Source organism: Streptomyces fractus (genome assembly GCF_049844455.1).
Lineage (GTDB): Bacteria > Actinomycetota > Actinomycetes > Streptomycetales > Streptomycetaceae > Streptomyces > Streptomyces fractus.
The window spans coordinates 4,248,239-4,272,845 of record NZ_JBMYHI010000002.1 but is presented as its reverse complement, the minus strand read 5'-3'; the positions used below and the strand labels follow the sequence as shown (position 1 = coordinate 4,272,845).

Genomic DNA, 24,607 nt, shown 5'->3' with positions numbered 1-24,607 from the left:
GATCGGGGAGTCCGGTCTCTCCTCAATCCCGGCCGTGGGCCGCCGTCGTGTTGAGTAGGCGCTGCTTGAAGTCCATGGGGATCAGAACGTGAACCCGTCCGATGGGGTGCTGCCAGAACCTCTCATGGTCGTGGGTGGACCTGTGCAGAGCGGCGGGCGTTCCCGGAATCGGTTCGGCGTGGATGACGGCCCGGACCCCTGCGGCGCGCAGCTCTTTGCCCTTCTCGTGTTGGCTTGAGAGCGTGCGCCACCGCGTCCGGTAAGTCTCCCCGGTGAGGATTTCCTCCCAGGCGTCGGGCCGCGTCGGCTGGGCGATGAGCTGCTCGCGTCGTGCGTCGAGGCGCTTGTACGCCTCCTGGTACTCCTGCTTGCCCTGGGCGCTGCGATAAAGGCCGGCCTCTCGGTCCTCCCGCAGGTCCGCCAGTGCGCGGTTCACTTCCTCGATGTCGCGTGTGTAGTCCACTCCCGGACGGAAGACCTTCCTGACGACGTCGACGTCGCCGACCGCGAGTAGGAACGCCTGTTCAACGGCGTCCTCCAGCGTGTGCGCCGCGATGCCCTTGCTTCCGGCCGGGCATGGCTTGTGCGTGGTCCGAGAGGCGCAGCGATAGTAGGGCCAGCTGCGGCCGGGAGCGAGATATGCGGGCTCCCCGCATGTGCAGAACGCGACCTGGAACAAGGGCGATCCGCCCCTGCTACTGCCGCTGCGTTTGCTGGTGTTCTTGTCCAGCCTCTCATTGGCCAGCGCCCACGCCTCCTCCGCGATGAGTGGCTCCGCACGCTGGAGGGGGCGACCGTCCTTGCCCCGGACGACTCGGCGCAGTGTTGTCTTCTTCCCGCCGACCACCACCTCCTCAGTGACTTCCATCTGTCCCAGGACGCAGCGGGAGCGAACGACTTTGGCGGTGTTCGCGGCAGTCCAGCGGCTCCCCTTCGGGGGCTTGCCACTCCGGATCAGCTGGGCGTCCAGGGAGGTCGGGGTCTTGGACGGGTCCTCGTTGAGCCACTGTGCGATGCTGTTCGCCGACTCGCCGGCGATGAGGAGACGGACGATCTCTCGGAGCGTCCCGGCTGTGTCGGTCCCGTAGTCGTCCGGGACGAGCTTCCAGCCGTCGCCGGTTTCCTGTTTCTCCGCGCGATAGCCGTACGGAGTGCGACCTCCGGGCCAGCGCCCCTCCTCCACCAGGTGGTTATAGGACGATCTGGCCCTCGCCTTGATGGCCTCGAGCTCCCCTTCGGCGAACGACGCGATCAGGCTGAGGAGGAGTTTCCCCATCTGCGTGTTGAGGTTGATCCCCTCCTCCACAGTGGCGACTTCCTTGCCGTTCCTGTCGCACCAGTCCAGGAGGGTGTGCACGTGCAGGACGCGCCGCGAGAGGCGATCGATCTTGAGCGCGCAGATGATGTCGTACTCATCGGCGCGTGACTCTTCCATTGCGATCTGGTGCTCGATCGCGCTGACCTCCTTGCCGATGGTCGAAGGCAGCCACTTGCCGAACTCGGGGCGCTTCCACGGCTCCAGGCCGCCGGACACGTCGATGTCCTCGACCCAGCCCACGACGAGGTGCCCCTCCTGGTCGGCCCAGCGCTGGACGGACCGACGCTGACGCTCCGGCGATGTGGTCTCGTCCGACACCCTTGACAGACGAGTGACTCCCAGAACTCTCGCCATGCTCGTTCTCCCCCGCTCGCAGCCCTTGGCACGCCGCCGGTATCCACGACGGCGTTCCTAGTTCAACGAGATGTGGGACGCCCCGGTCACACAACCGCACGAAATCCCGCGGAAGGTCGAACGGCTGTCCGGTGCTGCCTCGGTGGTACCGCGTCGTAAGGCCCTCCGATCCCCCACGCCTGATGCAGCGCGTCCGCGAAGGCCGACGCCAGTTTGTGCTCGCCTGAGGCGTTGGGGTGGGTGCCGTCGTACGTGTCGTGGTGGATGTCGTACGAGTCCGGGACCGACGCGAGCAGGAGAGGGGAGCGGGGCTCGTCGAGGTCCGCGACCGCCTTCGCCAGGAGGGTGTTGAAGTGGGCGACCTCCGCGGCGAAGGGCGCGTCCGACTCCGCCCGGATGTTGGGGATCACCGGGAGCAGGACCATGCGGACGGCCGGGTTCGCGCGGCGGGCCCCGGCGACGAAGCGGCGCATGTTCTCCGCAGTCTGCTCGGCGTCGGTGTAGAAACCGAGGTCTATCAGGCCGAGGGAGACGAGGAGGACGTCCGCGCGGGCGGCGGTCACCGCGTCCGCGATCGTGGGCGCCATGTGCTGCCAGCCCTCGCCCCAGCCGGCGAGGTGGTGCTGCGGGAAGTCCGGGTCCGCGTACGCGTGGCTGTCGCCGTACAGGGCGGTGCGCGGGCCGACCAGGGTGTGCGGGACCGAACAGGCGCGCAGATGCTGCCAGAAGCGCAGGCGCCAGGTGTGCTCCCCGGCGCTCCCAATGGTCATCGAGTCGCCGACCGGCATGAACCTGAGCATCCGCTCATCATCGTCGATCACGCCGGGTGCGTGCGTGTGAGCCCCAACACGCCTGGCAAGCTGGGGGCATGCGTGCGTATGTGGGGGCGGCCGGGGTCGCCGCAGTCCTCTTCCTCGGCGCGGCCTCCGGTCCCGCGGTCGCCGACTCCCGCTCCATCGGATCCGACGGCTTCACGATCAAGGATCCGCGGATCACCGAGTCCAGCGGCCTCGCCGCCTCGCGCGCCCACCCGGGCGTCTACTGGACGCACAACGACAGCGACGACGGCCCGTTCCTGTACGCGATCGACGGCCGCACGGGGAAGACCGTCGCCACGGTCACGATGTCCGGCATCGGCTCCCCGCGCGACGTCGAGGCGATCTCCATCGGCCCCGACGGGAACATCTACGTGGGCGACATCGGCGACAACCTCGGCGGCAAGTGGGACCACGTGTGGATCTACAAGCTGCCCGAGCCGAAGAAGCTCGTCGACCAGACCGTGCGGGCCACCCAGTACGTCGTGAAGTACGCGGACGGACCGCGCAACGCCGAGGCGTTGATGGTGCATCCGAAGACGGGGCGCGTCTACATCGTGGAGAAGAACGAAGACGGCGGCGGCCTGTACGAGGGGCCCGCCACGCTGAACCCCTCCGCCACCAACACCTTCCGACGCGTCGCCGACATCGGCCTGTGGGCGACGGACGGCGCGTTCTCGCCCGACGGCGAACAGCTCGCCGTACGCGGCTACTTCGGCGGCGTCGCGTACAAGTGGAACGACGGGAAGCCCGAGCGCCAGGGCCAGTTGCACGTGCCGTTGCAGCCGCAGGGCGAGTCGGTGACGTACACGCCGGACGGAAAGACCCTGCTGTACGGGAGCGAGGGGCGCGACAGCGCGGTGCAGCCCGTGGAGGTCGAGGGCGCGGGCGGCTCGGGCGACGGCTCGAACTCACCCTCCGACAAGGGCGGTTCGGGCGACGGGGACGGCGGCGACGCCTTCACAGGGAAGGCCGGAGTGGTCGGCGCCGTCGTCGTCCTCATCCTGCTGTTCGGGATCGGCAGGCTGCTGCGCCGCCCCAAGAACCGCTGAACTACTCGCCCAGCACCCGCACTTCGTAGTGCACCGTCCGGTCCCGCCGCAGCTTGTGGGTGAGCGGCACGGCGACCCCGTGCATGACCGGGTGCTTGCGGCGGATCAGGGAGGCCGCGTGCCGGGCCTCCTCGCCGCCGTGGTCGAGGAGCCGGACGCGTCCCTTGATCGAGGGCCCGGTCGGTGCGCCGCGCGCCGTGGACGGCGCGATCTCCACCTCCGGGTTGTTGCGCATCCGCTTGACCTTCCACGCCTTGCCGAAGGTCCGGATGTACGCGTGGTCGCCCTCGACCGCGATGTTCACGGGAGTGCCGACGCCGGTGCCGTCCCTCTTGTGCGTGGTGAGCAGGACGGCGTACTGCTTGACGAACGGGGCGAGCGCGGGGCTCGGTTCGGGCTTGTCAGTCGTCATACGTCCATGAATGCACCGCTTCGGCGTTCTGTCACGTCTTGCCGTGCCCCGCGACGTAGACGTCGAGCCCGTCCAGGATCCGCTGCAGCCCGAACTCGAAGTGGTCGAAGCCGGTCGAGAACGTGTCCTCGGACAGGGACGCCATCACCGGGTACGCACCACTGGCTATTGACCGGCACCGTGGTGACGGCCGCGGGGCTCTGCCCCGGACCCCGCGCCTCAATCGCCGGCGGGGCTTGAAATGCCAAGCCCCACGGCCGGGTGGGCAAATCAAGCCCCTGCGGCGATTGAGCAGCGGGGTCCGGGGCGGAGCCCCGGGACCGTAACGCCGGGTGGGTCAGAGCTGGCCGATGACGTAGTCGATGCAGGCGGTCAGGGCCTGGACGTCCGCCGGGTCGATCGCCGGGAACATCGCGACGCGCAGCTGGTTGCGGCCCAGCTTCCGGTAGGGCTCCGTGTCCACGACCCCGTTGGCCCGCAGCACCTTGGCGACAGCGGCGGCGTCGATGCTGTCGTCGAAGTCGATCGTGCCGATGACCTGCGAGCGCTTCGCGGCATCCGTGACGAACGGCGTCGCGTGCTTCGACTCCTCGGCCCACGAGTACAGCCGCGAGGACGAGTCCTTCGTGCGGGCCGTGGACCAGGCGAGCCCGCCCTGGCCGTTGATCCAGTCCAGCTGCTCGGCGAGCAGGAAGAGCGTGGACAGCGCCGGGGTGTTGTACGTCTGGTTCTTGCGGGAGTTGTCGATCGCCGTCGGCAGGGAGAAGAACTCCGGGACGTGGCGGCCCGACGCGTGGACGCGCTCGGCGCGCTCGATCGCGGCGGGGGAGAAGATGCCGATCCACAGGCCGCCGTCGGAGGCGAAGGACTTCTGCGGGGCGAAGTAGTAGACGTCGGTCTCGGTGATGTCGACCGGGAGGCCGCCCGCGCCGGACGTGGCGTCCACGAGGACGAGGGAGCCCTCGTCCGCACCGGCCACGCGCTTGATCGGCGCGGCGACACCGGTCGAGGTCTCGTTGTGGGTCAGGCCGTAGACGTCGACACCGGCCTCGGCCTTCGGCTCCGGGTGCGTGCCCGGGTCGGAGGAGATCACGGTCGGCTCGGCCAGCCAGGGGGCGAGCTTCGAGGCCTTCGCGAACTTGGAGGAGAACTCGCCGAAGTTCAGGTGCTGCGACTTGTTCTCGATCAGGCCGTGCGTCGCCACGTCCCAGAACGCGGTGGAGCCGCCGTTGCCGAGGACGACCTCGTAGCCCTCGGGCAGCGAGAAGAGGTCCTTGACGCCGTCGCGCACGCGACCGACGAGGTTCTTCACGGGGGCCTGACGGTGGGAAGTGCCCATCAGGGACGTACCGGTGGCGGCCAGGGCGTCCAACGCCTCCGTACGCACCTTGGAGGGGCCAGCGCCGAAACGTCCGTCGGCGGGCTTGATGTCAGCGGGAATCTGGATCTCAGCCACGAAATGGAGGGTAGCCGGTGGGGTTTCACCGACCGCAAGGTGTTCGGTGGGTGAGATGCCCCGTCTCGCCCGCCGTCACGCCCAACGTCGCGGCGAGGGACGGCTACGGGCCCGCGATCTCGTGGGCCAGCGCGATCAGGGCCGGAATCGACGGATGGCCGGGGCCCTGGCGGCGGGCCAGGAGGACGGGGAGGTCGGGGGCGTCCGTGAGCGGCACATAGCTGACGCCGGGGTGCGGATGCAGGTCCGCGGTAGCCGCCGACGTCACGCCGACCGCCCGCTCCGCGGCGATCGCGGCCAGCCAGTCGTCGGTGTTGGCGACGGTCAGGCTGGCGGTGGGCCGGACCGCGGGCGGCCACAGGGTGAGGGAGGTCGTGCCGGAGACGGTGTTCAGGGCGATCACCTGGCCGCTGAGATCGGCGAGCGCCAGGCGCGGACGGCGGGCCAGCGGGCTGTCCGACGGCACCGCCGCGACCCGCGCCTCCTCGTGCAGCAGCTCGGTGATCAGGCCGGGCGTCTCGACCGGGCCGCGCAGCACGGCGAGATCGACGGCGCCGCGGCCGAGGCCCGCCGTGCGGTCGTCGATGCGCAGCAGTTCCAGCGGGACGTCCGGGTGTTCCTGGCGCCAGCGGCGCAGCAGCGGGGTGGTGAACGCGCCCGCGGCCGACCAGGCGTGGCCGAGGCGCAGCGGGCGGTGCGGGGCCCGGGCCGCGGCGAGCGCGTCCTCGAACGCGGCGACGGCGACGGCCGCCTTCTCGCGGAACGCGTGCCCCTCGGGGGTGAGGTCGAGGTGATGGGTGGAGCGGTCGACGAGCCGTACGCCGAGCGCGTCCTCGAGGGCCGCGAGCGTGCGCGAGACGACTGGCTGGGTGAGACGCAGCCGGGTGGCGGCCCGGGTGACGTTGCGTTCCTCGGCGACGGCGAGGAAACACCGCAGGTGGCGCAGCTCCGGTTCCCTGGTCATGTGTGTGGAGCATAACGGGGGCGCATTACGCATTTCACGGGGCATGCCGGGCGGATCTAGCGTGAAGCGTTACCTCGGCGTCTCTGTTCATCAGGATGGCCTGTAGCGTCTAATACATTGCACTTCCCGGTAAAGGCTTCAGAGGCCTTCAGAGATCCGGAAAAGACTTTCAGAGAGGGGTGGACCGTGAGCGGCCCGCAGACCGAACCCGTGGCCGTGGCGCAGGACGTCGCCCCGGCCGTGACCGCGAGCGCCGGCGCGGAGCCGTCGCGGCGCCGCGGCTCGCTGGGCCCGGTCGGCCTCGTCCTCGCGGGGTGCGTCTCGGTCCAGTTCGGCGCGGCGCTCGCGGTGAGCCTGATGCCGCGCGCCGGAGCGGTCGGCGTCGTCACCCTCCGCCTCGTCGTGGCGGCCGTGGTCATGCTCGTCGTCTGCCGCCCCAGGCTGCGCGGGCACTCGCGCGCGGACTGGGGCACGGTCCTCGCCTTCGGCATCGCCATGGGCGGCATGAACCTGCTCTTCTACCAGGCGGCGGCCCGGATCCCGCTCGGCATCGCGGTCACCTTCGAGGTGCTCGGCCCGCTCGCCCTCTCCGTCATCGCCTCCCGCCGTCTCGTCAACGTCCTGTGGGCGGGGCTCGCGCTGTGCGGCGTGTTCCTGCTCAGCGGGGCGGGGGACGGGCTCGGCGGGCTGAACCCGGCCGGCGTGGGCTTCGCGGTCGCGGCCGGCGCCTGCTGGGCGACGTACATCGTCTTCAGTGCCCGCACCGGCCGCCGCTTCCCGCAGGCCGACGGGCTCGCGCTCGCGATGGCGGTCGCGGCGGTCCTCTGTCTGCCGCTCGGCATCACGACGGCGGGCACGAAGCTGCTCGACCCGGTGACCCTCGGCCTCGGCGCGGCCGTCGCGATCATGTCCTCGGTCCTCCCGTACACCCTCGAACTCGTCGCCCTGCGCCGCCTGCCCGCGTCGACGTTCGCGGTGATGATGAGCCTCGAACCGGCGGTCGCCGCGCTCTCCGGCTTCCTCGTCCTGAGCCAGGACCTGGCCTGGTCGGAGGTCCTGGCCATCACGCTGGTGATCGCGGCGAGCATGGGCGCGGTGCGGACGCAGGTGGGGCGGAGGAAGGACCCCGCCGTCGTCCTGAACGACTGACGGGACGGACGACTGTCGGGCCGAACGAAGGCCGGGCCGAACGACTGGCGGCGCCGTCACTGCTTGCCGGTGCCGACCGGGTCCACGTACACCTTCTGGTCCGCGCCGTCGGAGACCGGGAGGTCGATGGCGACCGACAGGGCCTTGGTGTGGGTCTCGCCGGGCGGCGTGACGTGGAGGGCCGTGACGTGCACGCCGGTGCCGCCCGTGTTGTTCGGCGGGTAGTGGAGCGTGAAGCGGGTCGTCTCGCCGTTCCCGAGGACGACGGACGGCGACGCGAGGTCGCCGCGCTTGGCGCTCAGCGGCCCGGAGGCGTCCTGCGACAGGAGGTCGACGCCCGGAAAGCCCTTGAGCGAGCAGGCGTCGCCGGTGTTCTTCATGCTGACTATGAGCGTGCCCTCACCCATGCCGTGGGCGGTGGCGAACGCGAGGTTCGCCGTCTTGCACGGGCCGGTGTTGATCTGCCCGTGGCCGCTGCCCTCGGCGTCGGTGGCGGCCGGCTTCTCACCGGCGTCGGAGGCGTTCTTGCCGGAGGCCCCGCCGGTGCCGCCGGACGACGAGGAATCCGTGGACGGGCCGTCGTTCGTGCCCGCGGCGGAGTTCCCGTTGCCCTGGCAGGCGGTGAGCGAGAGGCCCGCGGCGAGGGCGACGGCGGCGAGGGTGAGCTTGCGAGCGCGCATGGTTTTCGTCCTTGACTCTTGGGCCAACTCTTGGGCCGTTGTGGGTTACTGGTCGTCAGGACCCGCCCGGCCCGCTGATCGTTCCGCCCGGCCGCCCCCTCATACATGGCTGTTACATATGCCTGGTCGGCCGTCACCGCCGGGACAGAGCCGTGACTCGGCGGACCTTGAACTCGCGCGCCACGTGTGGACCGAACAATCAGGAATCGAGAAGCGCGGACCCCGAGTCGCTTCTAGCCTCTTCGTCATGAACATCACCATTCATACGAGCGCCCTTCCGCACGACGACCCGGACGCCTCGCTCGGCTTCTACCGCGACGTCCTCGGCTTCGAGGTCCGCAGCGACGTCGGCCAGGGCCGGATGCGCTGGATCACGGTCGGCCCGGCCGGTCAGCCCGACACGTCCCTCCTCCTCGCGCCGCCGGCCGCCGACCCGGGCATCACGGACGACGAGCGCCGCGCCATCACCGAGATGATGGCCAAGGGCACCTACGGCTGGATCCTGCTGGCCACCCCGGACCTCGACGCCGTCTTCGAGAAGGTGCAGGCCGGTGACACCGAGGTCGTCCAGGAGCCGACCGAGCAGCCGTACGGCATCCGTGACTGCGCCTTCCGCGACCCGGCGGGCAACCTGATCCGCATCCAGGAACTCCGCTGAGGGCCGCGCCATGTGTCAGCCGGAGTGGCGGCGCGCACGCGTCGAGGCACAGCACCTGTCCGACCTCGCGCGGCTGCGGCGCGTCCGCGACCGCATCGACCGGGAGTACGCGCAGCCGCTGAACGTGGAGGCGCTCGCCCGCGACGCGCACATGTCCGCCGGGCACCTCAGCCGGCAGTTCCGGGCCGCGTACGGCGAGTCGCCGTACGCGTACCTGATGACGCGGCGCATCGAGCGTGCGACGGCGCTGCTGCGGCGCGGCGACCTCAGCGTCACCGACGTCTGTTTCGAGGTCGGCTGCGCGTCGCTCGGCACGTTCACCACCCGCTTCACCGAGCTCGTCGGTATGCCGCCGGGGGCGTTCCGGCGCCTCGCGGCGGACGCGGCGGCCGACGGCGCGGACGCCCCGCGTACAGGAGGTGACGCGGGCCCCGCGGTCATGGTGGAGGGGATGCCGGCGTGCGTCGCGAAGCAGGTGACCAGACCGGTCAGGAATCGAGAAGCGCCGGCGACGGGGGGCCCATAGCGTGATGGGTATGACATCCACTGAAGCCACAGCAGCCACCACGTCCCTCGCGTCCGTCACCATCGAGGTGGCCGACATCGAGGCCGCTCAGCGCTTCTACGCCGCGTTCGGTGTGGACACGCACATCCGCCTTCGGGCGTCCGAGGCGCACTCCGCCGGGTTCCGCGGTTTCACCCTGGCGCTCACGGTGTCCGGGCCCGCCACCGTCGACGGCTTCCTCGGCGCCGCCGTGGACGCCGGGGCCACGGTGCTGAAGCCCGCGGCGAAGTCGCTGTGGGGCTACGGCGGCGTCGTCCAGGCGCCGGACGGCACGATCTGGAAGGTCGCGACCTCGGCGAAGAAGGACACAGGGCCGGCCACCCGCGAGATCGACGAGATGGTCCTCCTGCTCGGCGTCGAGGACGTGAAGGCCACCAAGCAGTACTACGTCGGCAAGGGACTGAGCGTGGCCAAGAGCTTCGGCGGCAAGTACGCCGAGTTCGCCTCCAACGGGTCCGGCCCCGTGAAGCTGGCGCTGTACAAGCGCCGGGGCCTCGCCAAGGACCTCGGTGTCGCCGACGACGGCAGCGGCTCGCACCGCATCGTCCTCGGCAGCACGGGCGGCGCCTTCACCGACCCGGACGGCTTCGCCTGGGAGGCCGCCTGACCCCTGCCGCCCGACTCCTCGCGGGACGGGACGGACAACTCAACGGACGACTCAACGGACAGCTCAAGGGCCGGCTCAACTTCCATGCAAGCATGCTTGCTTGTTTCTTGGCCCCCTGCCATGCTCCAGGCACGCCGCACACCGCCGTGCCCGGAGGGGAGCGCACCGTGTCCGAACCGTCCGCCGTGTTCGAGGACTTGCGGGACGAGAGCGAGGAACTCGACCGGATCGTGCGGGAGTTGAGCCCGGCGCAGTGGGCCGCCCCGACTCCCGCACCCCGCTGGACCGTCGCCCACCAGATCGCCCATCTCGCCTGGACCGACCGCGCCGCCCTCCTCGCCATGAGCGACGCCGACGCCTTCGCGGGCGAGGTGGAGAAGGCGATCGCCGCGCCGGACTCCTTCGTCGACGAAGGGGCGGATGAGGGCGCCCGCCGGGACCCCGCCGCGCTGCTCGCCGGCTGGCGCGAGGGGCGTGAGCAGCTTCAGAAGGTGCTGCGCGCCGCCGCGGCCGACAAGACCCGCTTCCCCTGGTACGGGCCGCCGATGTCCGCCGCCTCCATGGCGACCGGCCGGCTGATGGAGACGTGGGCCCACGGCCAGGACGTGGCCGACGCGCTCGGCGTCGTACGGGCGCCCACCGACCGGCTGCGGCACGTCGCCCGGATCGGCGTGCGCGCCCGGAAGTTCGCCTTCGACGTGCACGGGGTCACCGCGCCCGAGGGCGAGTTCCGGGTCGAACTCGTGGCGCCGAGCGGCGAGTTGTGGACGTACGGGCCCGAGGACGCCGGGCAGCGGGTCACCGGGACCGCGGTCGACTTCTGCCTCCTCGTCACCCAGCGCGCGCACCGCACCGACCTCGACGTACGCGCCGAGGGCCCCGACGCCGACCGCTGGCTCGACATCGCGCAGGCCTTCGCCGGACCACCGGGGAAGGGGCGCGCGCCGAAGGAGGCCCGATGAGCGGGCCGCCGCTGCGGATCGGCAACGCCTCCGGGTTCTACGGCGACCGGTTCGACGCCATGAAGGACATGCTGACCGGCGGCGACCTCGACGTCCTCACCGGCGACTACCTCGCCGAGCTGACCATGCTGATCCTCGGCCGCGACCGCCTGAAGGACCCGAACCGCGGCTACGCGCGCACGTTCCTGCGGCAGTTGGAGGACTGCCTCGGTCTCGCGGTGGAGCGGGGCGTACGCCTCGTGTCCAACGCCGGCGGACTCAATCCGGCCGGACTCGCCGATGCCGTACGGGAGTTGGCGGCCCGGCTGGACATTCCCGTACGTGTCGCCCACGTCGAGGGCGACGACCTGCTCGGCACCGGGCGCTTCCCCGGCGCCCTCACCGCCAACGCCTACCTCGGCGGCGCCGGCATCACCGCATGCCTCGACGCGGGCGCCGACATCGTCGTCACGGGGCGCGTCACCGACGCCGCCCTGGTGACCGGGCCCGCGGCCTGGCACTTCGGGTGGGCGGGGGACGAACACGACCGGCTCGCGGGGGCCGTCGTCGCCGGTCACGTCCTCGAATGCGGGACGCAGGAGACCGGCGGGAACTACTCCCGGTTCGCGGGCCGCGCACGGCAGTTGGGCCGCCCCGGCTTCCCCCTCGCCGAGATCCACGAGGACGGTTCCGCCGTCATCACCAAGCACCCCGGCACCGGCGGCTTCGTCGAACTCGGCACCGTCACCGAACAGCTCCTGTACGAGACCGGGGGCGCCCGCTACGCCGGGCCCGACGTCACCGCCCGCCTCGACACCGTCCGCCTGGAACAGGAAGGGCCGGACCGGGTGCGCATCCACGGCGTACGCGGCGAGGCGCCACCGCCCACCCTCAAGGCCGGCCTCAACCGGCTCGGCGGGTTCCGCAACGAGGTCGTCTTCGTGCTCACCGGGCTCGATGTCGAGGCCAAGGCCGCCCTCGTACGGGAACAGCTGGAGGACGCGCTGCGGGGTGCCAAGTCGGCGCCCGAGCACGTCCGTTGGGAGCTGTCCCGCACCGACCGGCCCGACGCCGACACCGAGGAGACCGCGAGCGCGCTGCTCCGCCTCGTCGTCCGCGACCGGAACCAGGAGGCCGTCGGGCGCGCGCTGAGCGGTGCCGCGGTGGAACTCGCCCTCGCCTCCTACCCCGGCTTCCACGTCACGGCGCCGCCAGGCAAGGGCTCCCCGTACGGCGTGTTCGAGGCGGCGTACGTGCGGCGCGAGGAGGTGCCGCACGTCGCGGTCCTTCCGGACGGGGAGCGGCGGCTCATTCCCGTACACGTGCGAGAGACCCGCCCGCTCGCCCCCGTCGACGAGCCCGACCTCCCCGAGCCCCTGCCGCCGGGCCCCACCCGCCGCGCCCCCCTCGGCCTCATCGCGGGCGCCCGCAGCGGTGACAAGGGCGGTGACGCGAATGTGGGCGTGTGGGTGGAGAGCGATACGGCGTGGCGGTGGCTGGTCCACACGTTGACGGTCGACCGCTTCCGTGACCTCTTGCCGGAGACCGCGGCAACGGCGTTGCGGTCCCGGGGCTCTGACCCGGACCCCGCTGCTCGAACGCCGCAGGGGCTTGATGGGCCGACCGTGACAAGACACCCGCTCCCCAACCTCCGCGCGCTCAACTTCACGGTCGAGGGAATCCTCGGCGAGGGCGTCGCCTCGCGGCACCGCTTCGACCCCCAGGCCAAGGCCCTCGGCGAATGGCTCCGCTCCCGCCACCTCGACATACCGGAGGCCCTCCTGTGACCGTCCTGGCCAGCACCCTGGACCCCCGGTCCGACGACTGCGCCGCCCGCCGCACCGCCCTCCTCGACAAGCTCGCCGCGCTCGACACCGAGCACGCGAAGGCCGTCGCGGGCGGCGGCGAGAAGTACGTCGAACGGCACCGGCGGCGCGGCAAGCTGCTCGCCCGGGAACGCGTCGAGCTGCTGCTCGACCCCGACACCCCGTTCCTCGAACTGTCGCCGCTCGCCGCCTGGGACAGCGCCTCCCCCGAGTACACGGTCGGCGGCTCCCTCGTCACCGGCATCGGCGTCGTCGAGGGCGTCGAGTGCCTGATCACCGCCAACGACCCGACCGTGCGCGGCGGCGCCAGCAACCCCTGGTCCCTGAAGAAGGCGCTGCGCGCGAACGAGATCGCCCACGCCAACCGGCTCCCGGCCATCTCGCTCGTCGAGTCCGGCGGCGCCGATCTGCCCTCGCAGAAGGAGATCTTCATCCCCGGGGGCGGGATCTTCCGCGACATCACGCGGCTGTCGGCCGCCGGGATCCCCACCGTCGCCGTCGTCTTCGGCAACTCCACCGCCGGAGGCGCGTACATCCCCGGCATGTCCGACCACGTGATCATGGTGAAGGAGCGGGCGAAGGTCTTCCTCGGCGGCCCGCCGCTGGTCAAGATGGCGACCGGCGAGGAGAGCGACGACGAGTCGCTAGGCGGCGCCGAGATGCACGCCCGCACCTCCGGACTCGCCGACTACTTCGCCCACGACGAGCGGGACGCGATCCGCCAGGCCCGCCGCGTCGTCGCCCGCCTCAACCACCGCAAGGCGCACGCCGATCCGGGCCCGGCGACCCCGCCCAAGTACGACCCGGAGGAGCTCCTCGGCATCGTCCCCGACGATCTGAAGGAGCCCTTCGACCCGCGCGAGGTCATCGCCCGGATCGTCGACGGCTCGGACTTCGACGAGTTCAAGCCGCTGTACGGGGCGTCGCTCGTCACCGGATGGGCCGAGCTGCACGGCTATCCCATCGGGATCCTCGCGAACGCCCAGGGCGTGCTCTTCAGCGAGGAGTCCCAAAAGGCCGCCCAGTTCATCCAGTTGGCCAACCAGCGCGACATTCCCCTCCTTTTCCTCCACAACACCACCGGCTACATGGTCGGCAAGGAGTACGAGCAGGGCGGCATCATCAAGCACGGCTCGATGATGATCAACGCGGTCTCCAATTCGCGCGTGCCGCATCTGTCCGTCCTGATGGGCGCGTCCTACGGCGCCGGGCACTACGGCATGTGCGGGCGCGCCTACGATCCCCGCTTCCTCTTCGCCTGGCCGAGCGCCAAGTCCGCCGTCATGGGGCCGCAGCAGCTCGCGGGCGTGCTGTCGATCGTCGCGCGGCAGTCCGCCGCGGCGAAGGGGCAGCCGTACGACGAGGAGGCCGACGCCGGCCTTCGCGCCATGGTCGAGCAGCAGATCGAGGCCGAGTCGCTGCCGATGTTCCTGTCCGGGCGGCTCTACGACGACGGGGTCATCGACCCCCGCGACACCCGGACCGTCCTCGGCATCTGCCTGTCCGCGATCCACACCGCACCGTACGAGGGCGCCCGCGGCGGCTTCGGCGTCTTCCGGATGTGAGGGGCCACACGACCATGACCTCCATGATTTCCACCGTCCTCGTCGCCAACCGCGGCGAGATCGCGTGCCGCGTCTTCCGTACGTGCCGTGAGCTGGGCATCCGTACGGTCGCCCTGCACTCGGACCCGGACGCCGACGCGCTGCACGTGCGCGAGGCCGATCTCGCCGTGCGGCTCCCGGGGGCCACGCCCGCCGAGACGTATCTGCGCGGCGACCTCGTCGTGAAGGCCGCCCTCGACGCGGGCGCCGACGCCGTGCACCCGGGGTACGGCTTCCTCTCCGAGAACGCCGGATTCGCCCGCGCCGTCGCCGATGCCGGGCTCACCTGGATCGGGCCGCCGCCCGCCGCGATCGAGGCGATGGCGTCGAAGACGCGCGCCAAGGAGCTGATGGGCGTCGCGCCGCTCGGCCCCGACATCACCGCCGCCGACCTGCCGGTCCTGGTGAAGGCGTCCGCCGGGGGCGGCGGGCGCGGGATGCGTGTCGTACGCGAACTGGCTGATCTGGAAGGCGAGTTGGAGGCGGCGCGGGCCGAGGCGCTGTCCGCCTTCGGTGACGGTGAGGTCTTCGTCGAGCCGTACCTGGGAGGTGACGCGGGCGCGCGGCATGTCGAGGTGCAGGTGCTCGCCGACGCCCACGGCACCGTGTGGATCCTCGGGACACGGGACTGCTCGCTCCAGCGGCGGCACCAGAAGGTGATCGAGGAGGCGCCCGCGCCGGATCTGATACGCGGCGTATCAGATGTCATATACGAGATGGCGGAGCGGGCGTGCCGGGCCACCGGCTACGTCGGCGCCGGCACCGTCGAGTTCCTCGTCGCCGACGGGCGCGCCCACTTTCTGGAGATGAACACGCGGCTCCAGGTGGAACACCCCGTCACCGAGGCCGTGTTCGGCATCGACCTCGTCGCGCTCCAACTTCGGGTCGCCGAGGGCGAGGCCCTCGACCCCGAACCCCCGGCCCCGCGCGGCCACGCCGTCGAGGCCCGCCTCTACGCCGAGGACCCTGCCGCCTCCTTCGCCCCGCAGACCGGCACCCTGCACCGCCTGCGCGTCCCGCCCGCCGTCCGCGTCGACACCGGCTACACCGACGGCGACACCATCGGCGTGCACTACGACGCCATGCTCGCCAAGGTCGTCGCGCACGCCCCCACCCGCGCCGCCGCCGTCCGCGCCCTCGCCGGAGCCCTGGAGCGGGCCGAGGTGCACGGCCCCGTCACCAACCGCGAGCTGCTCGTACGCTCCCTGCGGCACCCGGAGTTCACGGACGGCCGCATGGACACGGGGTTCTACGAACGCCACCTCGACGAGCTGACCGCGCCCGCCACCGACCCGCACGCCCCGCTCGCCGCCGCCCTCGCCCAGGCCGCGCACGGCCACCGCTTCGGCGGCTTCCGCAACGTCCCCTCGCAGCCGCAGACCAGGCGCTACCGCGAAGAACCGCACGGCACCGAGCACGAGGTCCGCTACCGGCACACCCGCGCCGGACTCGCCTCCGCCGAAGGCGACGGCGATGGCGACGGCGACGTACATGTCGTACGGGCCTCCCCGGACCGCGTCGTCCTCGAAGTCGGCGGCGTACGAAGGAAGTTCGACGTGGCCGTCCACGGAGACCGCGTCTACGTCAACGGCGCCGCCCTCACCGCCCTGCCCCGCTTCACCGACCCCGGCGAGCAGCGCGCCCCCGGCTCCCTGCTCGCCCCCATGCCCGGCACCGTCGTCCGCGTCGCCGAAGGGCTGACCGAAGGCGCCGCCGTCACCGCCGGACAGCCGCTGATCTGGCTGGAGGCGATGAAGATGGAACACCGCATCCTCGCTCCCGCCTCCGGAACGCTCACCGCCCTGCACGCCACCGTCGGCCGCCAGGTCGAGGTGGGCGCGCTGCTCGCCGTCGTCCAGGCCGTAGTCCAGGAGGAACAGTCGTGAACGCTCCCGCCGCTCCCGCCGCTCCCGTCCTCGAAACCGAAGAGCACCGAGCCCTGCGCGCCGCCGTCGCCGCGCTCGGCAAGCGGTTCGGCCGCGACTACATGACCCGCGTGACCGCCGCCGAAGGCCACCCGCAGGAGCTGTGGGCGGAGGCCGCGAAGCTCGGGTACCTCGGCGTCAACCTGCCCGAGGAGTACGGGGGAGGGGGCGGCGGGATAGCCGAACTCTCCATCGTTCTGGAGGAGTTGGGGGCCGCCGGTTCGCCGCTGCTGATGATGGTCGTCTCGCCCGCGATCTGCGGCACAGTCATCTCGCGCTTCGGCACCGAGGAGCAGAAGCGGGCCTGGCTCCCCGGCCTCGCCGACGGCAGCCGCACCATGGCCTTCGGCATCACCGAACCCGACGCCGGATCCAACTCGCACCGCATCACCACCACCGCCCGCAAGGACGACGACGGCTCGTGGGTGCTGAACGGGCGCAAGGTGTTCATCTCCGGCGTCGACATCGCGGACGCCACGCTGATCGTCGGCCGCACCTCCGACGCCCGCACCGGCAAGCTCAAGCCCTGCCTGTTCATCGTCCCCCGCGACACCCCGGGCTTCGGGCGGCGCCGGATCGACATGGAACTCCAGGCCCCGGAGAAGCAGTTCGAGCTGACACTTGACGACGTACGGCTTCCCGCGGACGCTCTGGTGGGTGACGAGGACGCGGGGCTCCTCCAGCTGTTCGCCGGGCTCAACCCGGAGCGCGTGATGACCGCCGCGTTCGCCATCGGCATGGGCCGCTACGCGCTGTCCCGCGCCGTCGAGTACGCCCGCGAGCGCACCGTGTGGCGGGCCCCCATCGGCTCCCACCAGGCCGTCGCCCACCCGCTCGCGCAGATCCACATCGAGCTGGAGCTGGCCCGCCTGATGATGCAGAAGGCGGCCCGGCTCTACGACGCGGGCGACGACACGGGCGCGGGCGAGGCCGCCAACATGGCCAAGTTCGCCGCCGCGGAGGCCTGCGTGCGCGCCGTCGACCAGGCCGTGCACACGCTCGGCGGCAACGGCCTGACCCGCGAGTTCGGCCTCGCCTCCCTCATCGTCGGCTCACGGGTGGCGCGCATCGCCCCGGTCAGCCGGGAGATGATCCTCAACTACGTGTCCCACCAGACCTTGGGCCTGCCCAAGTCGTACTGATCCCAACTGGCCGCTGACCGCCCCAGGGCCTCCGGGAAGACTTCGCGCCGCCAACCGAGGGAGAGCTGATGGCTGTTGAGAACGCGTCCGGGAACCTGGTGGCGCACGCCCACGACCGCGGCGTCACCACCCTCGCCCTCGACTCGCCCGCCAACCGCAACGCCCTGTCCTCCGCCCTCGTCGGCGAGCTGGGGGAACGGCTGCGGGAAGCGGACGAGGACGGTGCCGTACGCGCCGTCGTCCTCACCCACACCGGCGGCACGTTCTGCGCGGGCGCCGACCTGAAGGACCCGCCCGACCCCGGCCGGCTCGTGGGGCTGCTGCGGCAGATCGTGGACCTTGGCAAGCCGGTCGTGGCGCGGGTCGACGGGCACGTACGGGCGGGCGGCCTCGGCCTGTTGGGGGCGTGCGACATCGCGGCCGCTTCCACGGCGTCGTCCTCGTTCGCCTTCACCGAGGTACGCATCGGGGTGGCGCCCGCCGTGATCTCGATGCCGCTGCTGCCGCGCCTCGACCCGCGCGCGGTGGCCCGCTACTACCTGACGGGCGAGCGCTTCGACGCGGCGGAGGCGGCGCGGATCGGCCTCGTGACGGTGGCGGGGGACGACGTCGACGGGGCGCTGGCCCCGCTCCTCGACGGGCTGCGCAAGGCATCCCCGGAGGGCCTGGCCGAGACGAAGAAGCTGCTCACGGTTAAGGTCCTGAAGGCCTTCGACCGGGACGCGGAGTCTCTGACGGCGCTGTCCGCGCGGCTGTTCGGCTCCGCGCACGCCCGCGAGGGCATGACCGCCTTCCTCGAACGACGGGACGCCGCATGGGTGTTGTGACGCTGCCGAAGCAGGACCGCTCGCGGGTGACGCGGCAACGGCTCCTGGAGTCCGCGGTCGCCTGCCTCGCCGCGCACGGGTGGGCGGGTTCCACGGTCTCCGTCGTCGCCGAGCACGCCGGCGTCTCGCGCGGCGCCGCCCAGCATCACTTCCCGACCCGCGAGGACCTGTTCACCGCGGCCGTCGAGTACGTCGCCGAAGAACGCTCCACGGCCCTGCGGGCGCTGCGTCCGCAGGGGCGGGCGGAGGCCGTCGCGGCGCTCGTCGACCTCTACACGGGGCCGTTGTTCCGGGCGGCGCTGCACTTGTGGGTGGCCGCGTCGAACGAGCCGCAACTGGGGGGACGGGTGACCGAGTTGGAGGCGCGCGTCGGGCGGGAGACCCATCGGATCGCGGTGGAGTTGCTGGGTGCGGACGAGTCGGTCCCCGGGGTGCGGGAGGTCGTCCAAGGTCTCCTCGACATGGCGCGCGGCCTCGGCCTCGCGAACCTCCTCACGGACGACAGGGCGCGCCGCGAACGGGTGGTGGCGGAGTGGGGGGCCCTGGTCGACCGCACCTTGGGCTGACCCGGCGTCCCTGTCCACCGGCACCGGCGTTACGGTCTCGGGGCTCCGCCCCGGACCCCGCTGCTCAATCGCCGCAGGGGCTTGATTTTCCGGCACCGGCGCTACGGCCCGTTCCGCCGCCCAATTTCCCACCACCCGCCCCCTCCAGGGGCTCGGCCTCACGGGGTGCCGCCACCGCCTTGGGCAACGCGCCGTCGGAACAGCTCCCCACCCCGGCGGTCGGCCGCCACCGCCTTGGGCAATCTGCCGCCTTGGGCGGCAGGGTGGGCAAGGCGGCCCCCGGTGCCGCGCAACGAACACCGGGGCCCGGCCACGGGTCGGCTACCGGGCGATGTCCCCGTAACCGCCGATCTCCTGCGGAGGACGGGACGCCGGCCCCGTGTAGCGGGCGGAGGGACGGACCAGCCGACCCGTACGCTTCTGCTCAAGGATGTGCGCGCTCCAACCGGCGGTCCTCGCACACGTGAACATCGACGTGAACATGTGCGCCGGCACCTCCGCGAAGTCGAGCACGATCGCCGCCCAGAACTCCACGTTCGTGGCCAGCACCCGATCGGGCCGCCGCGCGTGCAGCTCCGCCAGCGCCGCCTTCTCCAGCGCCTCCGCCACCTCGAACCGCGGCGCCCCCAGCTCCCGCGCCGTCCGCCGCAGCACCCGCGCCCGCGGGTCCTCGGCCCGGTACACGCGGTGCCCGAAGCCCATGAGCCGCTCGCCCTTGTCCAGCGCCCGCCGGACGTACGCGTCCGCGTCCCCGGTCCGCTCGATCTCCTCGATCATGCCGAGGACCCGGGACGGCGCACCGCCGTGCAGCGGCCCGGACATGGCGCCCACCGCGCCCGAGAGCGCCGCCGCCACATCCGCCCCCGTGGAGGCGATGACCCGGGCCGTGAACGTAGAGGCGTTCATGCCGTGCTCGGCGGCCGACGTCCAGTACGCGTCGACGGCCGCGACATGCTTCGGGTCCGGATCCCCGCGCCACCGCTTCATGAACCGCTCGACGACGGTGTCCGCCTTGTCGATCTCCCGCTGCGGCACCATCGGGAGACCCTGCCCGCGCGCGGACTGCGCGACGTACGACAGGGCCATGACGGCGGCGCGCGCGAGGTCGTCGCGGGCCTTCTGCTCGTCGATGTCGAGCAGCGGCTTCAGGCCCCACACGGGGGCGAGCATGGCGAGCGCCGACTGCACGTCGACGCGGATGTCACCGGAGTGCACGGGGATCGGGAACGGCTCGGCCGGCGGCAGGCCCGGGTTGAAGGCGCCGTCGACCAGCAGCCCCCAGACGTTCCCGAACGACACATGGCCGACCAGATCCTCGATGTCGACGCCGCGATACCGCAGGGCGCCGCCTTCCTTGTCCGGTTCGGCGATCTCGGTCTCGAACGCGACAACACCTTCGAGGCCGGGGACAAAGCCGGGCGTGGGGTCGGACATCAGGCGGCTCCTCTGGATGCGTGGGCGGCTCCGGGTGCCGGCGACACCCGCTGGTCTGGATCGAGGTACACCCGTGGTCTGGATCGGGGTACACCCGTGATGCCCCGTACGGCAGGCGGCTGAACCGTTTCGGCCCCTGGAAGATAACCCTCCGTGCCACAGTTGGCGAGGGCTCGCGGCACTCAGTGCCATGTTTCACCCTGCGTGCGTCTGTACCCGTCTGTCCGGCAGGATGACGCCGTGAGCGACCGTGACGATCCCGAACTCGACCTCGCCGACATGCGCGAGCAGTACCGCGCCAAGGACGGCGGCCTGCTGGAGGGGGACCTCGCCCTGCACCCGATGGAACAGTTCACGCGCTGGTTCAAACAGGCGGCGGCCCCCGGCTCCCCGCTGCCCGAGCCCAACGCCATGGTCGTCTCCACCGCCGACGCCGAGGGCCGCCCCAGCTCCCGCACGGTGCTGCTCAAGTCGTACGACGGGGCGGGCTTCGTCTTCTACACCAACTACGGCTCCCGCAAGGCGCGGGACCTCTCCGCGAACCCGCACGTCGCGCTGCTCTTCCCCTGGCACCCGATGGGCCGCCAGGTCCTGGTGTCCGGGACCGCGGAGCGCACGTCGCGGGCCGAGACGGAGGCGTACTTCCACACGCGCCCGCACGGCTCCCAACTGGGCGCGTGGGCCAGCGCGCAGTCGTCCGTGGTCGCCTCGCGCGACGAACTCGACGCGCGCTACGCGGAGTTGGCCGCACGCCACCCGGAGGGCACCGCGGTCCCCGTACCACCGCACTGGGGCGGCTACCGCGTCGCGCCGCGGACCATCGAATTCTGGCAGGGCCGCGAGAACCGCCTCCACGACCGCCTGCGCTACGTCCGCGAGACGGAGTCTCCGGCGACAGCGACAACCTGGCGAGTGGAACGCCTGAGCCCCTGATCACATCAAGCCCCGCCGGCGATTGAGGCGCGGGGTCCGGGGCAGAGCCCCGAGGCGTCAACCCCGCCGCCCGGTCACAACTCCGCCAGGACCCCGTCAAGGAACGGCTCGACCGCGGAGCGCCACGCCTCGGGCTGGTCGTAGTGCACCAGATGGCCCGCATCGCCCACCTCCGCGTACACCCCCCGAGGCAGCACCCGGACCATCTCCTGCGCCTCCGCCCGACCCAACTCCCCGTCGATCCCGCGCACCACGAGCGCCGGGCACTGGACGGCCGCCAGCTCCTCCCAGTGCGCGTCGAAGACCCACGTGGACCTCGCGGCAAGCATCTGCTGCCGCGAGAACACCGGCCGCCAGCCGTCCGCCGTCTCCGTCATCACCTCGGCGTAGAACTCCCCGCGCGCCGGATTGGGCCGCTCGACCCAGGGGTCGTCCTCCCCGAACCACTTCCGTACGTCCGCGAGCGTCGCGAACGGCAGCGGCCACGCCTTGAACCAGTCCTCCCACTCCCGCTGGGAGGCCGCCCCGAGCGCGGAGGCCCGCATGTCGCAGATGACCAGGCCGCTCACGAGGTCGGGCCGGCGGGCGGCGAGCTGCCACGCCGTGAGCGCCCCCATGGAGTGTCCGATGATGACCGCCGGTTCAAGGCCCAGCTGGACGAGCGCCGCCTCCGCGTCGAGGACGTACGCCTCCCGGTCGAAGGGGCCCTCCTGCGGCTTGTCGCTCTGTCCGTGCCCGCGCTGGTCAAGGGCGACCGCGCGATGTCGCTCGGCCAGCCAGCGCGTCGTACCCGCCCAGTGGGACGCCCTTCCCATGAGTCCGTGCAGCAACAGGACTCCGGGACCGTGGCCGGCCTCGCCCGTCTTGGGCGGGTCGGCGAATTCCCAGGCGGCCAGGTGAACCCCGCCTGCTCCGGTCACGTCGATGCGCCGTGCCATAGGCCCTGGCACCCCCTCGTGGTAGCGCCTGCAGTCGCGTACCCGCGCACGCTATCGAACCTGTTTTCGAAAGCGCGGTGCTCTCGGACAACACCCCTCATTTGAGTGACAGAACTCAAGGTATGACCGGCGCTGTCGAGGGGATCTCTTCAGCGGGGGGCGGACCGCTCGGGGAAATCGGTCCGAGGGAACCGACCCTGGGAGCTCGGGGCTCCGGGTCGGGACAGGGGAGGACAGGCCCCGGCGCCGCAAGGCGCCGGGGCCCTCTGCATGCGGTGCGGCGTTCGACGCCGCCTCCCGTGTGTCCCGTGCCCCCCAGGCCCGTCGCGCCCCGATCGGCCGGTCCATGCGGCCCCCTCTGGTCATATGCCTCACGCGACAGCCTTGCATGCCGAGCGTCCGATCGCTGCGGTTCCGCACAGTGAATCTTGTTTTCTGCGCGGAAGTGCAGCATGTGCGGATACAAGTCAACTTACCCGCACTGCACGGAAGTTGACGCCCGGCCCGCGGGCCGCCGCTCGGCTCAGCGCTTGGCCACGAAGACGTGCGAGGCGATCTCCGCCTCGAGCTCCGCCGCCTCACCGCTGCTGCCGACGAGTACCCCGCCGGGCGACTGCGTCACGCTGACCACCGAACCGGGCTGCACGCCCGCCCGGCGCAGCGTGTACATGAGCTGCGCGTCCGTCTGGATCGGCTCGCCGATGCGGCGCACCACGACCGTCTTGCCGTCGGCCCCCGGGTCGAGGTCGGACAGGGAGACCATTCCCTCGTCCAGGAACGGGTTCGCCCCGTCCTTCTCGCCCAGCTCCTCCAGGCCCGGGATCGGGTTCCCGTACGGCGACTCCGTCGGGTGGCGGAGCAGTTCGAGCACGCGGCGCTCCACCGCCTCGCTCATCACGTGCTCCCAGCGGCAGGCCTCCGCGTGCACCTGCTCCCACTCCAGGCCGATCACGTCCACGAGCAGACACTCCGCGAGCCGGTGCTTGCGCATGACGCGCGTCGCGAGGCGCCGGCCCTCGTCGGTCAGCTCCAGGTGTCGGTCGGCGGCCACGGCGACCAGTCCGTCCCGCTCCATGCGGGCCACGGTCTGGCTCACCGTCGGCCCGCTCTGGTCGAGCCGCTCGGCGATCCGGGCGCGCATGGGGACCACACCTTCCTCTTCCAGCTCGAGGATGGTGCGGAGGTACATCTCCGTGGTGTCGATCAGTCCGGACATACGTGCCCCTCGTGTAGCTCTCTAGCTTCGCGACAGCTCCGCTGGCTGACCGCGCAGCGTGTGCGCTGGCCCCAGGGCCCTTCTGACGGATCCTGCTGGAGTCGCGGGCCCTGGTACGCGCATCTGCGGCGTTGTCGTCGGTTGCCAACGCTCCGCGTTGACGCCCTCCTCCGCCTTGCAGCTGCACGTACCAGACCCCGCTTGCCCGCACCGTCCGATCACGCCCCCCAATCCAGCCTGATCCGTCAGAAGGGCCCTGGAACCCAGAACTCAATTCTGACGCATACCGCTGACAACCGTGACGCGCCAGGGAAACGACGGGCCAGGAGGGGCCGCGAACCGTATTGACAGAGCGCTGGTCCAGACCGCACCGTGATCCGCGAACGCGCCACGCACCACCGAGATCCGACCCGACGCACCAGGACCCAGGGGGCACGCCGATGAGCGAGAGCAGGCCGGCCGCGCAGTATCTCGACGCCTCCATCGGGCTCCTGGCCAGGATCCGTGACGAGGAGGGCGACAACATCGCCGCCGCCGGCACCCTCCTCGCCGACACCGTCGCCGACGGCGGCCGCCTCTTCGCCTTCGGCGCGGGCCACTCCGGGCTCGCCGCGCAGGACGTCGTCTACCGGGCGGGCGGCCTCGCCCTGATGAACCTGCTGTCGGTGCCCGGCACCGTCGGCGTCGACGTCATGCCCGCGACGCTCGGCTCCGCCCTCGAACGGGTCGACGGGCTCGCGGCGGCGGTCCTGGAGGCCAGCCCCGCGCGGGCGGGCGACGCGCTGATCATCATCTCCCTGTCGGGGCGCAACGCGCTCCCCGTGGAGATGGCCCTCAGCGCCCGCGCGGCCGGCATCAAGGTCATCGGCGTCACCTCCCTGTCGTACGCGACCGGGCCCGACGCCCCGACCTCCCGCCACGTCTCCGGCAGCTACCTGCGCGACCACTGCGACGTCGTCCTCGACTCCAAGATCGCGATCGGTGACGCCGAGCTCACTCACGAAGGCGTCGACACCCCGTTCGCGCCCGCGTCGACGGTCACCGCCAGCGCCCTCATGCAGGCGACCCTCGCGACCTGCGCCGCGACCCTCGCCGACCGCGGCATCCAGCCCCCGCTGCTGCGCTCGGGGAACGTGGACGGCGGCCTGGAGTGGAACGCGAACGTCTTCGCGGAGTACGGGGACCGGATCTACTACCGGCGGTGATCCGGGCCGCGCCGGACCCC

General features: G+C 71.7%; 23 protein-coding genes and 1 pseudogene. 14 read left to right on the top strand and 10 right to left on the bottom strand.

Translation table 11 applies throughout. The annotated features are described in order from the left end of the window. Positions 1-22 precede the first annotated feature (22 nt). Together ACP4E5_RS21220 and ACP4E5_RS21215 are read right to left on the bottom strand one after the other, a co-directional pair. A complete protein-coding gene (locus ACP4E5_RS21220) occupies positions 23-1,672 on the bottom strand; it encodes a recombinase family protein (protein WP_425831003.1) in 1,650 nt (549 codons plus the stop codon). A gap of 86 nt (positions 1,673-1,758) precedes the next feature. Next, positions 1,759-2,472: an SGNH/GDSL hydrolase family protein gene (locus ACP4E5_RS21215; RefSeq protein ID WP_425841524.1), complete on the bottom strand. Its 714-nt coding sequence runs from the start codon at positions 2,470-2,472 to the stop codon at positions 1,759-1,761. A 68-nt stretch (positions 2,473-2,540) separates the two neighbouring features. Between ACP4E5_RS21215 and ACP4E5_RS21210 the strand changes: the two genes are divergently transcribed. Beyond that, the gene (locus ACP4E5_RS21210; RefSeq protein WP_425831001.1) at positions 2,541-3,539 is read left to right on the top strand and encodes a YncE family protein; all 999 of its coding nucleotides are present in this window, start codon (positions 2,541-2,543) and stop codon (positions 3,537-3,539) included. A gap of 1 nt (position 3,540) precedes the next feature. Here the strand turns inward: ACP4E5_RS21210 and ACP4E5_RS21205 are convergent, their stop codons facing one another. The 4 genes and pseudogenes from ACP4E5_RS21205 to ACP4E5_RS21190 all read right to left on the bottom strand — a co-directional run bounded on the left by ACP4E5_RS21205 (position 3,541) and on the right by ACP4E5_RS21190 (position 6,371). Further along, on the bottom strand, positions 3,541-3,951 hold the full coding sequence (locus tag ACP4E5_RS21205; RefSeq protein WP_425830999.1) for a PPOX class F420-dependent oxidoreductase: 411 nt from the start codon (positions 3,949-3,951) through the stop codon (positions 3,541-3,543). Between the two features lie 31 nt (positions 3,952-3,982). Beyond that, a pseudogene (locus ACP4E5_RS21200) lies at positions 3,983-4,123 on the bottom strand (TetR/AcrR family transcriptional regulator C-terminal domain-containing protein); the annotation flags it as partial. Positions 4,124-4,288: 165 nt separating this feature from the next. Beyond that, positions 4,289-5,407, bottom strand: coding sequence for a phosphoserine transaminase (serC, locus tag ACP4E5_RS21195; protein WP_425830997.1), 1,119 nt, complete (start codon positions 5,405-5,407; stop codon positions 4,289-4,291). Between the two features lie 103 nt (positions 5,408-5,510). Then, a complete protein-coding gene (locus tag ACP4E5_RS21190) occupies positions 5,511-6,371 on the bottom strand; it encodes a LysR family transcriptional regulator (protein ID WP_425830995.1) in 861 nt (286 codons plus the stop codon). A 186-nt stretch (positions 6,372-6,557) separates the two neighbouring features. Between ACP4E5_RS21190 and ACP4E5_RS21185 the strand changes: the two genes are divergently transcribed. Further along, complete coding sequence (locus ACP4E5_RS21185) at positions 6,558-7,520, top strand: EamA family transporter (protein WP_425830993.1); 963 nt, start codon at positions 6,558-6,560, stop codon at positions 7,518-7,520. Between the two features lie 56 nt (positions 7,521-7,576). On the opposite strand, the gene ACP4E5_RS21180 is transcribed toward ACP4E5_RS21185, so the two are convergent. Continuing rightward, complete coding sequence (locus ACP4E5_RS21180) at positions 7,577-8,200, bottom strand: DUF4232 domain-containing protein (protein WP_425830991.1); 624 nt, start codon at positions 8,198-8,200, stop codon at positions 7,577-7,579. A 247-nt stretch (positions 8,201-8,447) separates the two neighbouring features. On the opposite strand from ACP4E5_RS21180, the gene ACP4E5_RS21175 reads away from it, so the two are divergent. The 10 genes from ACP4E5_RS21175 (at position 8,448) to ACP4E5_RS21130 (ending at position 18,861) form a co-directional block, all read left to right on the top strand. Then, positions 8,448-8,858, top strand: coding sequence for a VOC family protein (locus ACP4E5_RS21175; protein ID WP_425830989.1), 411 nt, complete (start codon positions 8,448-8,450; stop codon positions 8,856-8,858). Between the two features lie 10 nt (positions 8,859-8,868). After that, positions 8,869-9,384: a helix-turn-helix transcriptional regulator gene (locus tag ACP4E5_RS21170; RefSeq protein WP_425830987.1), complete on the top strand. Its 516-nt coding sequence runs from the start codon at positions 8,869-8,871 to the stop codon at positions 9,382-9,384. Positions 9,385-9,394: 10 nt separating this feature from the next. Further along, on the top strand, positions 9,395-10,030 hold the full coding sequence (locus ACP4E5_RS21165; RefSeq protein WP_425830985.1) for a glyoxalase: 636 nt from the start codon (positions 9,395-9,397) through the stop codon (positions 10,028-10,030). A 167-nt stretch (positions 10,031-10,197) separates the two neighbouring features. Continuing rightward, a complete protein-coding gene (locus ACP4E5_RS21160; RefSeq protein WP_425830983.1) occupies positions 10,198-10,992 on the top strand; it encodes a TIGR03084 family metal-binding protein in 795 nt (264 codons plus the stop codon). Then, positions 10,989-12,758: an acyclic terpene utilization AtuA family protein gene (locus ACP4E5_RS21155; RefSeq protein ID WP_425830981.1), complete on the top strand. Its 1,770-nt coding sequence runs from the start codon at positions 10,989-10,991 to the stop codon at positions 12,756-12,758. The genes ACP4E5_RS21160 and ACP4E5_RS21155 overlap by 4 nt, the downstream gene beginning before the upstream one ends. Beyond that, positions 12,755-14,362, top strand: coding sequence for an acyl-CoA carboxylase subunit beta (locus ACP4E5_RS21150; RefSeq protein ID WP_425830979.1), 1,608 nt, complete (start codon positions 12,755-12,757; stop codon positions 14,360-14,362). The genes ACP4E5_RS21155 and ACP4E5_RS21150 overlap by 4 nt, the downstream gene beginning before the upstream one ends. A gap of 23 nt (positions 14,363-14,385) precedes the next feature. Next, on the top strand, positions 14,386-16,287 hold the full coding sequence (locus tag ACP4E5_RS21145) for an acetyl/propionyl/methylcrotonyl-CoA carboxylase subunit alpha (protein ID WP_425830977.1): 1,902 nt from the start codon (positions 14,386-14,388) through the stop codon (positions 16,285-16,287). Continuing rightward, a complete protein-coding gene (locus ACP4E5_RS21140; protein WP_425830975.1) occupies positions 16,284-17,468 on the top strand; it encodes an acyl-CoA dehydrogenase family protein in 1,185 nt (394 codons plus the stop codon). The genes ACP4E5_RS21145 and ACP4E5_RS21140 overlap by 4 nt, the downstream gene beginning before the upstream one ends. A gap of 68 nt (positions 17,469-17,536) precedes the next feature. After that, positions 17,537-18,295, top strand: a complete 759-nt coding sequence (locus ACP4E5_RS21135) for an enoyl-CoA hydratase family protein (protein ID WP_425830973.1) — start codon at positions 17,537-17,539, stop codon at positions 18,293-18,295. Further along, positions 18,283-18,861 (top strand): TetR/AcrR family transcriptional regulator, encoded by a 579-nt coding sequence (locus tag ACP4E5_RS21130; RefSeq protein WP_425830971.1) that lies wholly within the window; start codon positions 18,283-18,285, stop codon positions 18,859-18,861. The genes ACP4E5_RS21135 and ACP4E5_RS21130 overlap by 13 nt, the downstream gene beginning before the upstream one ends. A gap of 321 nt (positions 18,862-19,182) precedes the next feature. Here the strand turns inward: ACP4E5_RS21130 and ACP4E5_RS21125 are convergent, their stop codons facing one another. Continuing rightward, positions 19,183-20,295, bottom strand: a complete 1,113-nt coding sequence (locus tag ACP4E5_RS21125) for a citrate synthase 2 (protein ID WP_425830969.1) — start codon at positions 20,293-20,295, stop codon at positions 19,183-19,185. 240 nt (positions 20,296-20,535) lie between these two features. Between ACP4E5_RS21125 and pdxH the strand changes: the two genes are divergently transcribed. After that, positions 20,536-21,228, top strand: coding sequence for a pyridoxamine 5'-phosphate oxidase (gene pdxH / locus ACP4E5_RS21120; RefSeq protein ID WP_425830967.1), 693 nt, complete (start codon positions 20,536-20,538; stop codon positions 21,226-21,228). 74 nt (positions 21,229-21,302) lie between these two features. On the opposite strand, the gene ACP4E5_RS21115 is transcribed toward pdxH, so the two are convergent. Further along, positions 21,303-22,166: an alpha/beta fold hydrolase gene (locus ACP4E5_RS21115; protein WP_425830965.1), complete on the bottom strand. Its 864-nt coding sequence runs from the start codon at positions 22,164-22,166 to the stop codon at positions 21,303-21,305. A 523-nt stretch (positions 22,167-22,689) separates the two neighbouring features. Continuing rightward, a complete protein-coding gene (locus ACP4E5_RS21110; protein ID WP_327662146.1) occupies positions 22,690-23,382 on the bottom strand; it encodes an iron-dependent transcriptional repressor DtxR in 693 nt (230 codons plus the stop codon). Between the two features lie 440 nt (positions 23,383-23,822). On the opposite strand from ACP4E5_RS21110, the gene ACP4E5_RS21105 reads away from it, so the two are divergent. Next, the gene (locus ACP4E5_RS21105) at positions 23,823-24,587 is read left to right on the top strand and encodes an SIS domain-containing protein (protein ID WP_425830962.1); all 765 of its coding nucleotides are present in this window, start codon (positions 23,823-23,825) and stop codon (positions 24,585-24,587) included. Positions 24,588-24,607: the final 20 nt, after the last annotated feature.

Bases quoted from the DNA above. Each gene is read 5' to 3' on its own strand.
- ACP4E5_RS21105 (WP_425830962.1), top strand. From the start codon at position 23,823: ATGAGCGAGAGCAGGCCGGCCGCGCAGTATCTCGACGCCTCCATCGGG.
- ACP4E5_RS21110 (WP_327662146.1), bottom strand. From the start codon at position 23,382: ATGTCCGGACTGATCGACACCACGGAGATGTACCTCCGCACCATCCTC.
- ACP4E5_RS21175 (WP_425830989.1), top strand. From the start codon at position 8,448: ATGAACATCACCATTCATACGAGCGCCCTTCCGCACGACGACCCGGAC.
- ACP4E5_RS21215 (WP_425841524.1), bottom strand. From the start codon at position 2,472: ATGCTCAGGTTCATGCCGGTCGGCGACTCGATGACCATTGGGAGCGCC.
- ACP4E5_RS21170 (WP_425830987.1), top strand. From the start codon at position 8,869: ATGTGTCAGCCGGAGTGGCGGCGCGCACGCGTCGAGGCACAGCACCTG.
- ACP4E5_RS21190 (WP_425830995.1), bottom strand. From the start codon at position 6,371: ATGACCAGGGAACCGGAGCTGCGCCACCTGCGGTGTTTCCTCGCCGTC.
- ACP4E5_RS21220 (WP_425831003.1), bottom strand. From the start codon at position 1,672: ATGGCGAGAGTTCTGGGAGTCACTCGTCTGTCAAGGGTGTCGGACGAG.
- ACP4E5_RS21155 (WP_425830981.1), top strand. From the start codon at position 10,989: ATGAGCGGGCCGCCGCTGCGGATCGGCAACGCCTCCGGGTTCTACGGC.
- ACP4E5_RS21130 (WP_425830971.1), top strand. From the start codon at position 18,283: ATGGGTGTTGTGACGCTGCCGAAGCAGGACCGCTCGCGGGTGACGCGG.
- ACP4E5_RS21180 (WP_425830991.1), bottom strand. From the start codon at position 8,200: ATGCGCGCTCGCAAGCTCACCCTCGCCGCCGTCGCCCTCGCCGCGGGC.
- ACP4E5_RS21205 (WP_425830999.1), bottom strand. From the start codon at position 3,951: ATGACGACTGACAAGCCCGAACCGAGCCCCGCGCTCGCCCCGTTCGTC.
- ACP4E5_RS21125 (WP_425830969.1), bottom strand. From the start codon at position 20,295: ATGTCCGACCCCACGCCCGGCTTTGTCCCCGGCCTCGAAGGTGTTGTC.
- ACP4E5_RS21135 (WP_425830973.1), top strand. From the start codon at position 17,537: ATGGCTGTTGAGAACGCGTCCGGGAACCTGGTGGCGCACGCCCACGAC.
- ACP4E5_RS21115 (WP_425830965.1), bottom strand. From the start codon at position 22,166: ATGGCACGGCGCATCGACGTGACCGGAGCAGGCGGGGTTCACCTGGCC.
- ACP4E5_RS21210 (WP_425831001.1), top strand. From the start codon at position 2,541: ATGCGTGCGTATGTGGGGGCGGCCGGGGTCGCCGCAGTCCTCTTCCTC.
- ACP4E5_RS21145 (WP_425830977.1), top strand. From the start codon at position 14,386: ATGATTTCCACCGTCCTCGTCGCCAACCGCGGCGAGATCGCGTGCCGC.
- ACP4E5_RS21165 (WP_425830985.1), top strand. From the start codon at position 9,395: ATGACATCCACTGAAGCCACAGCAGCCACCACGTCCCTCGCGTCCGTC.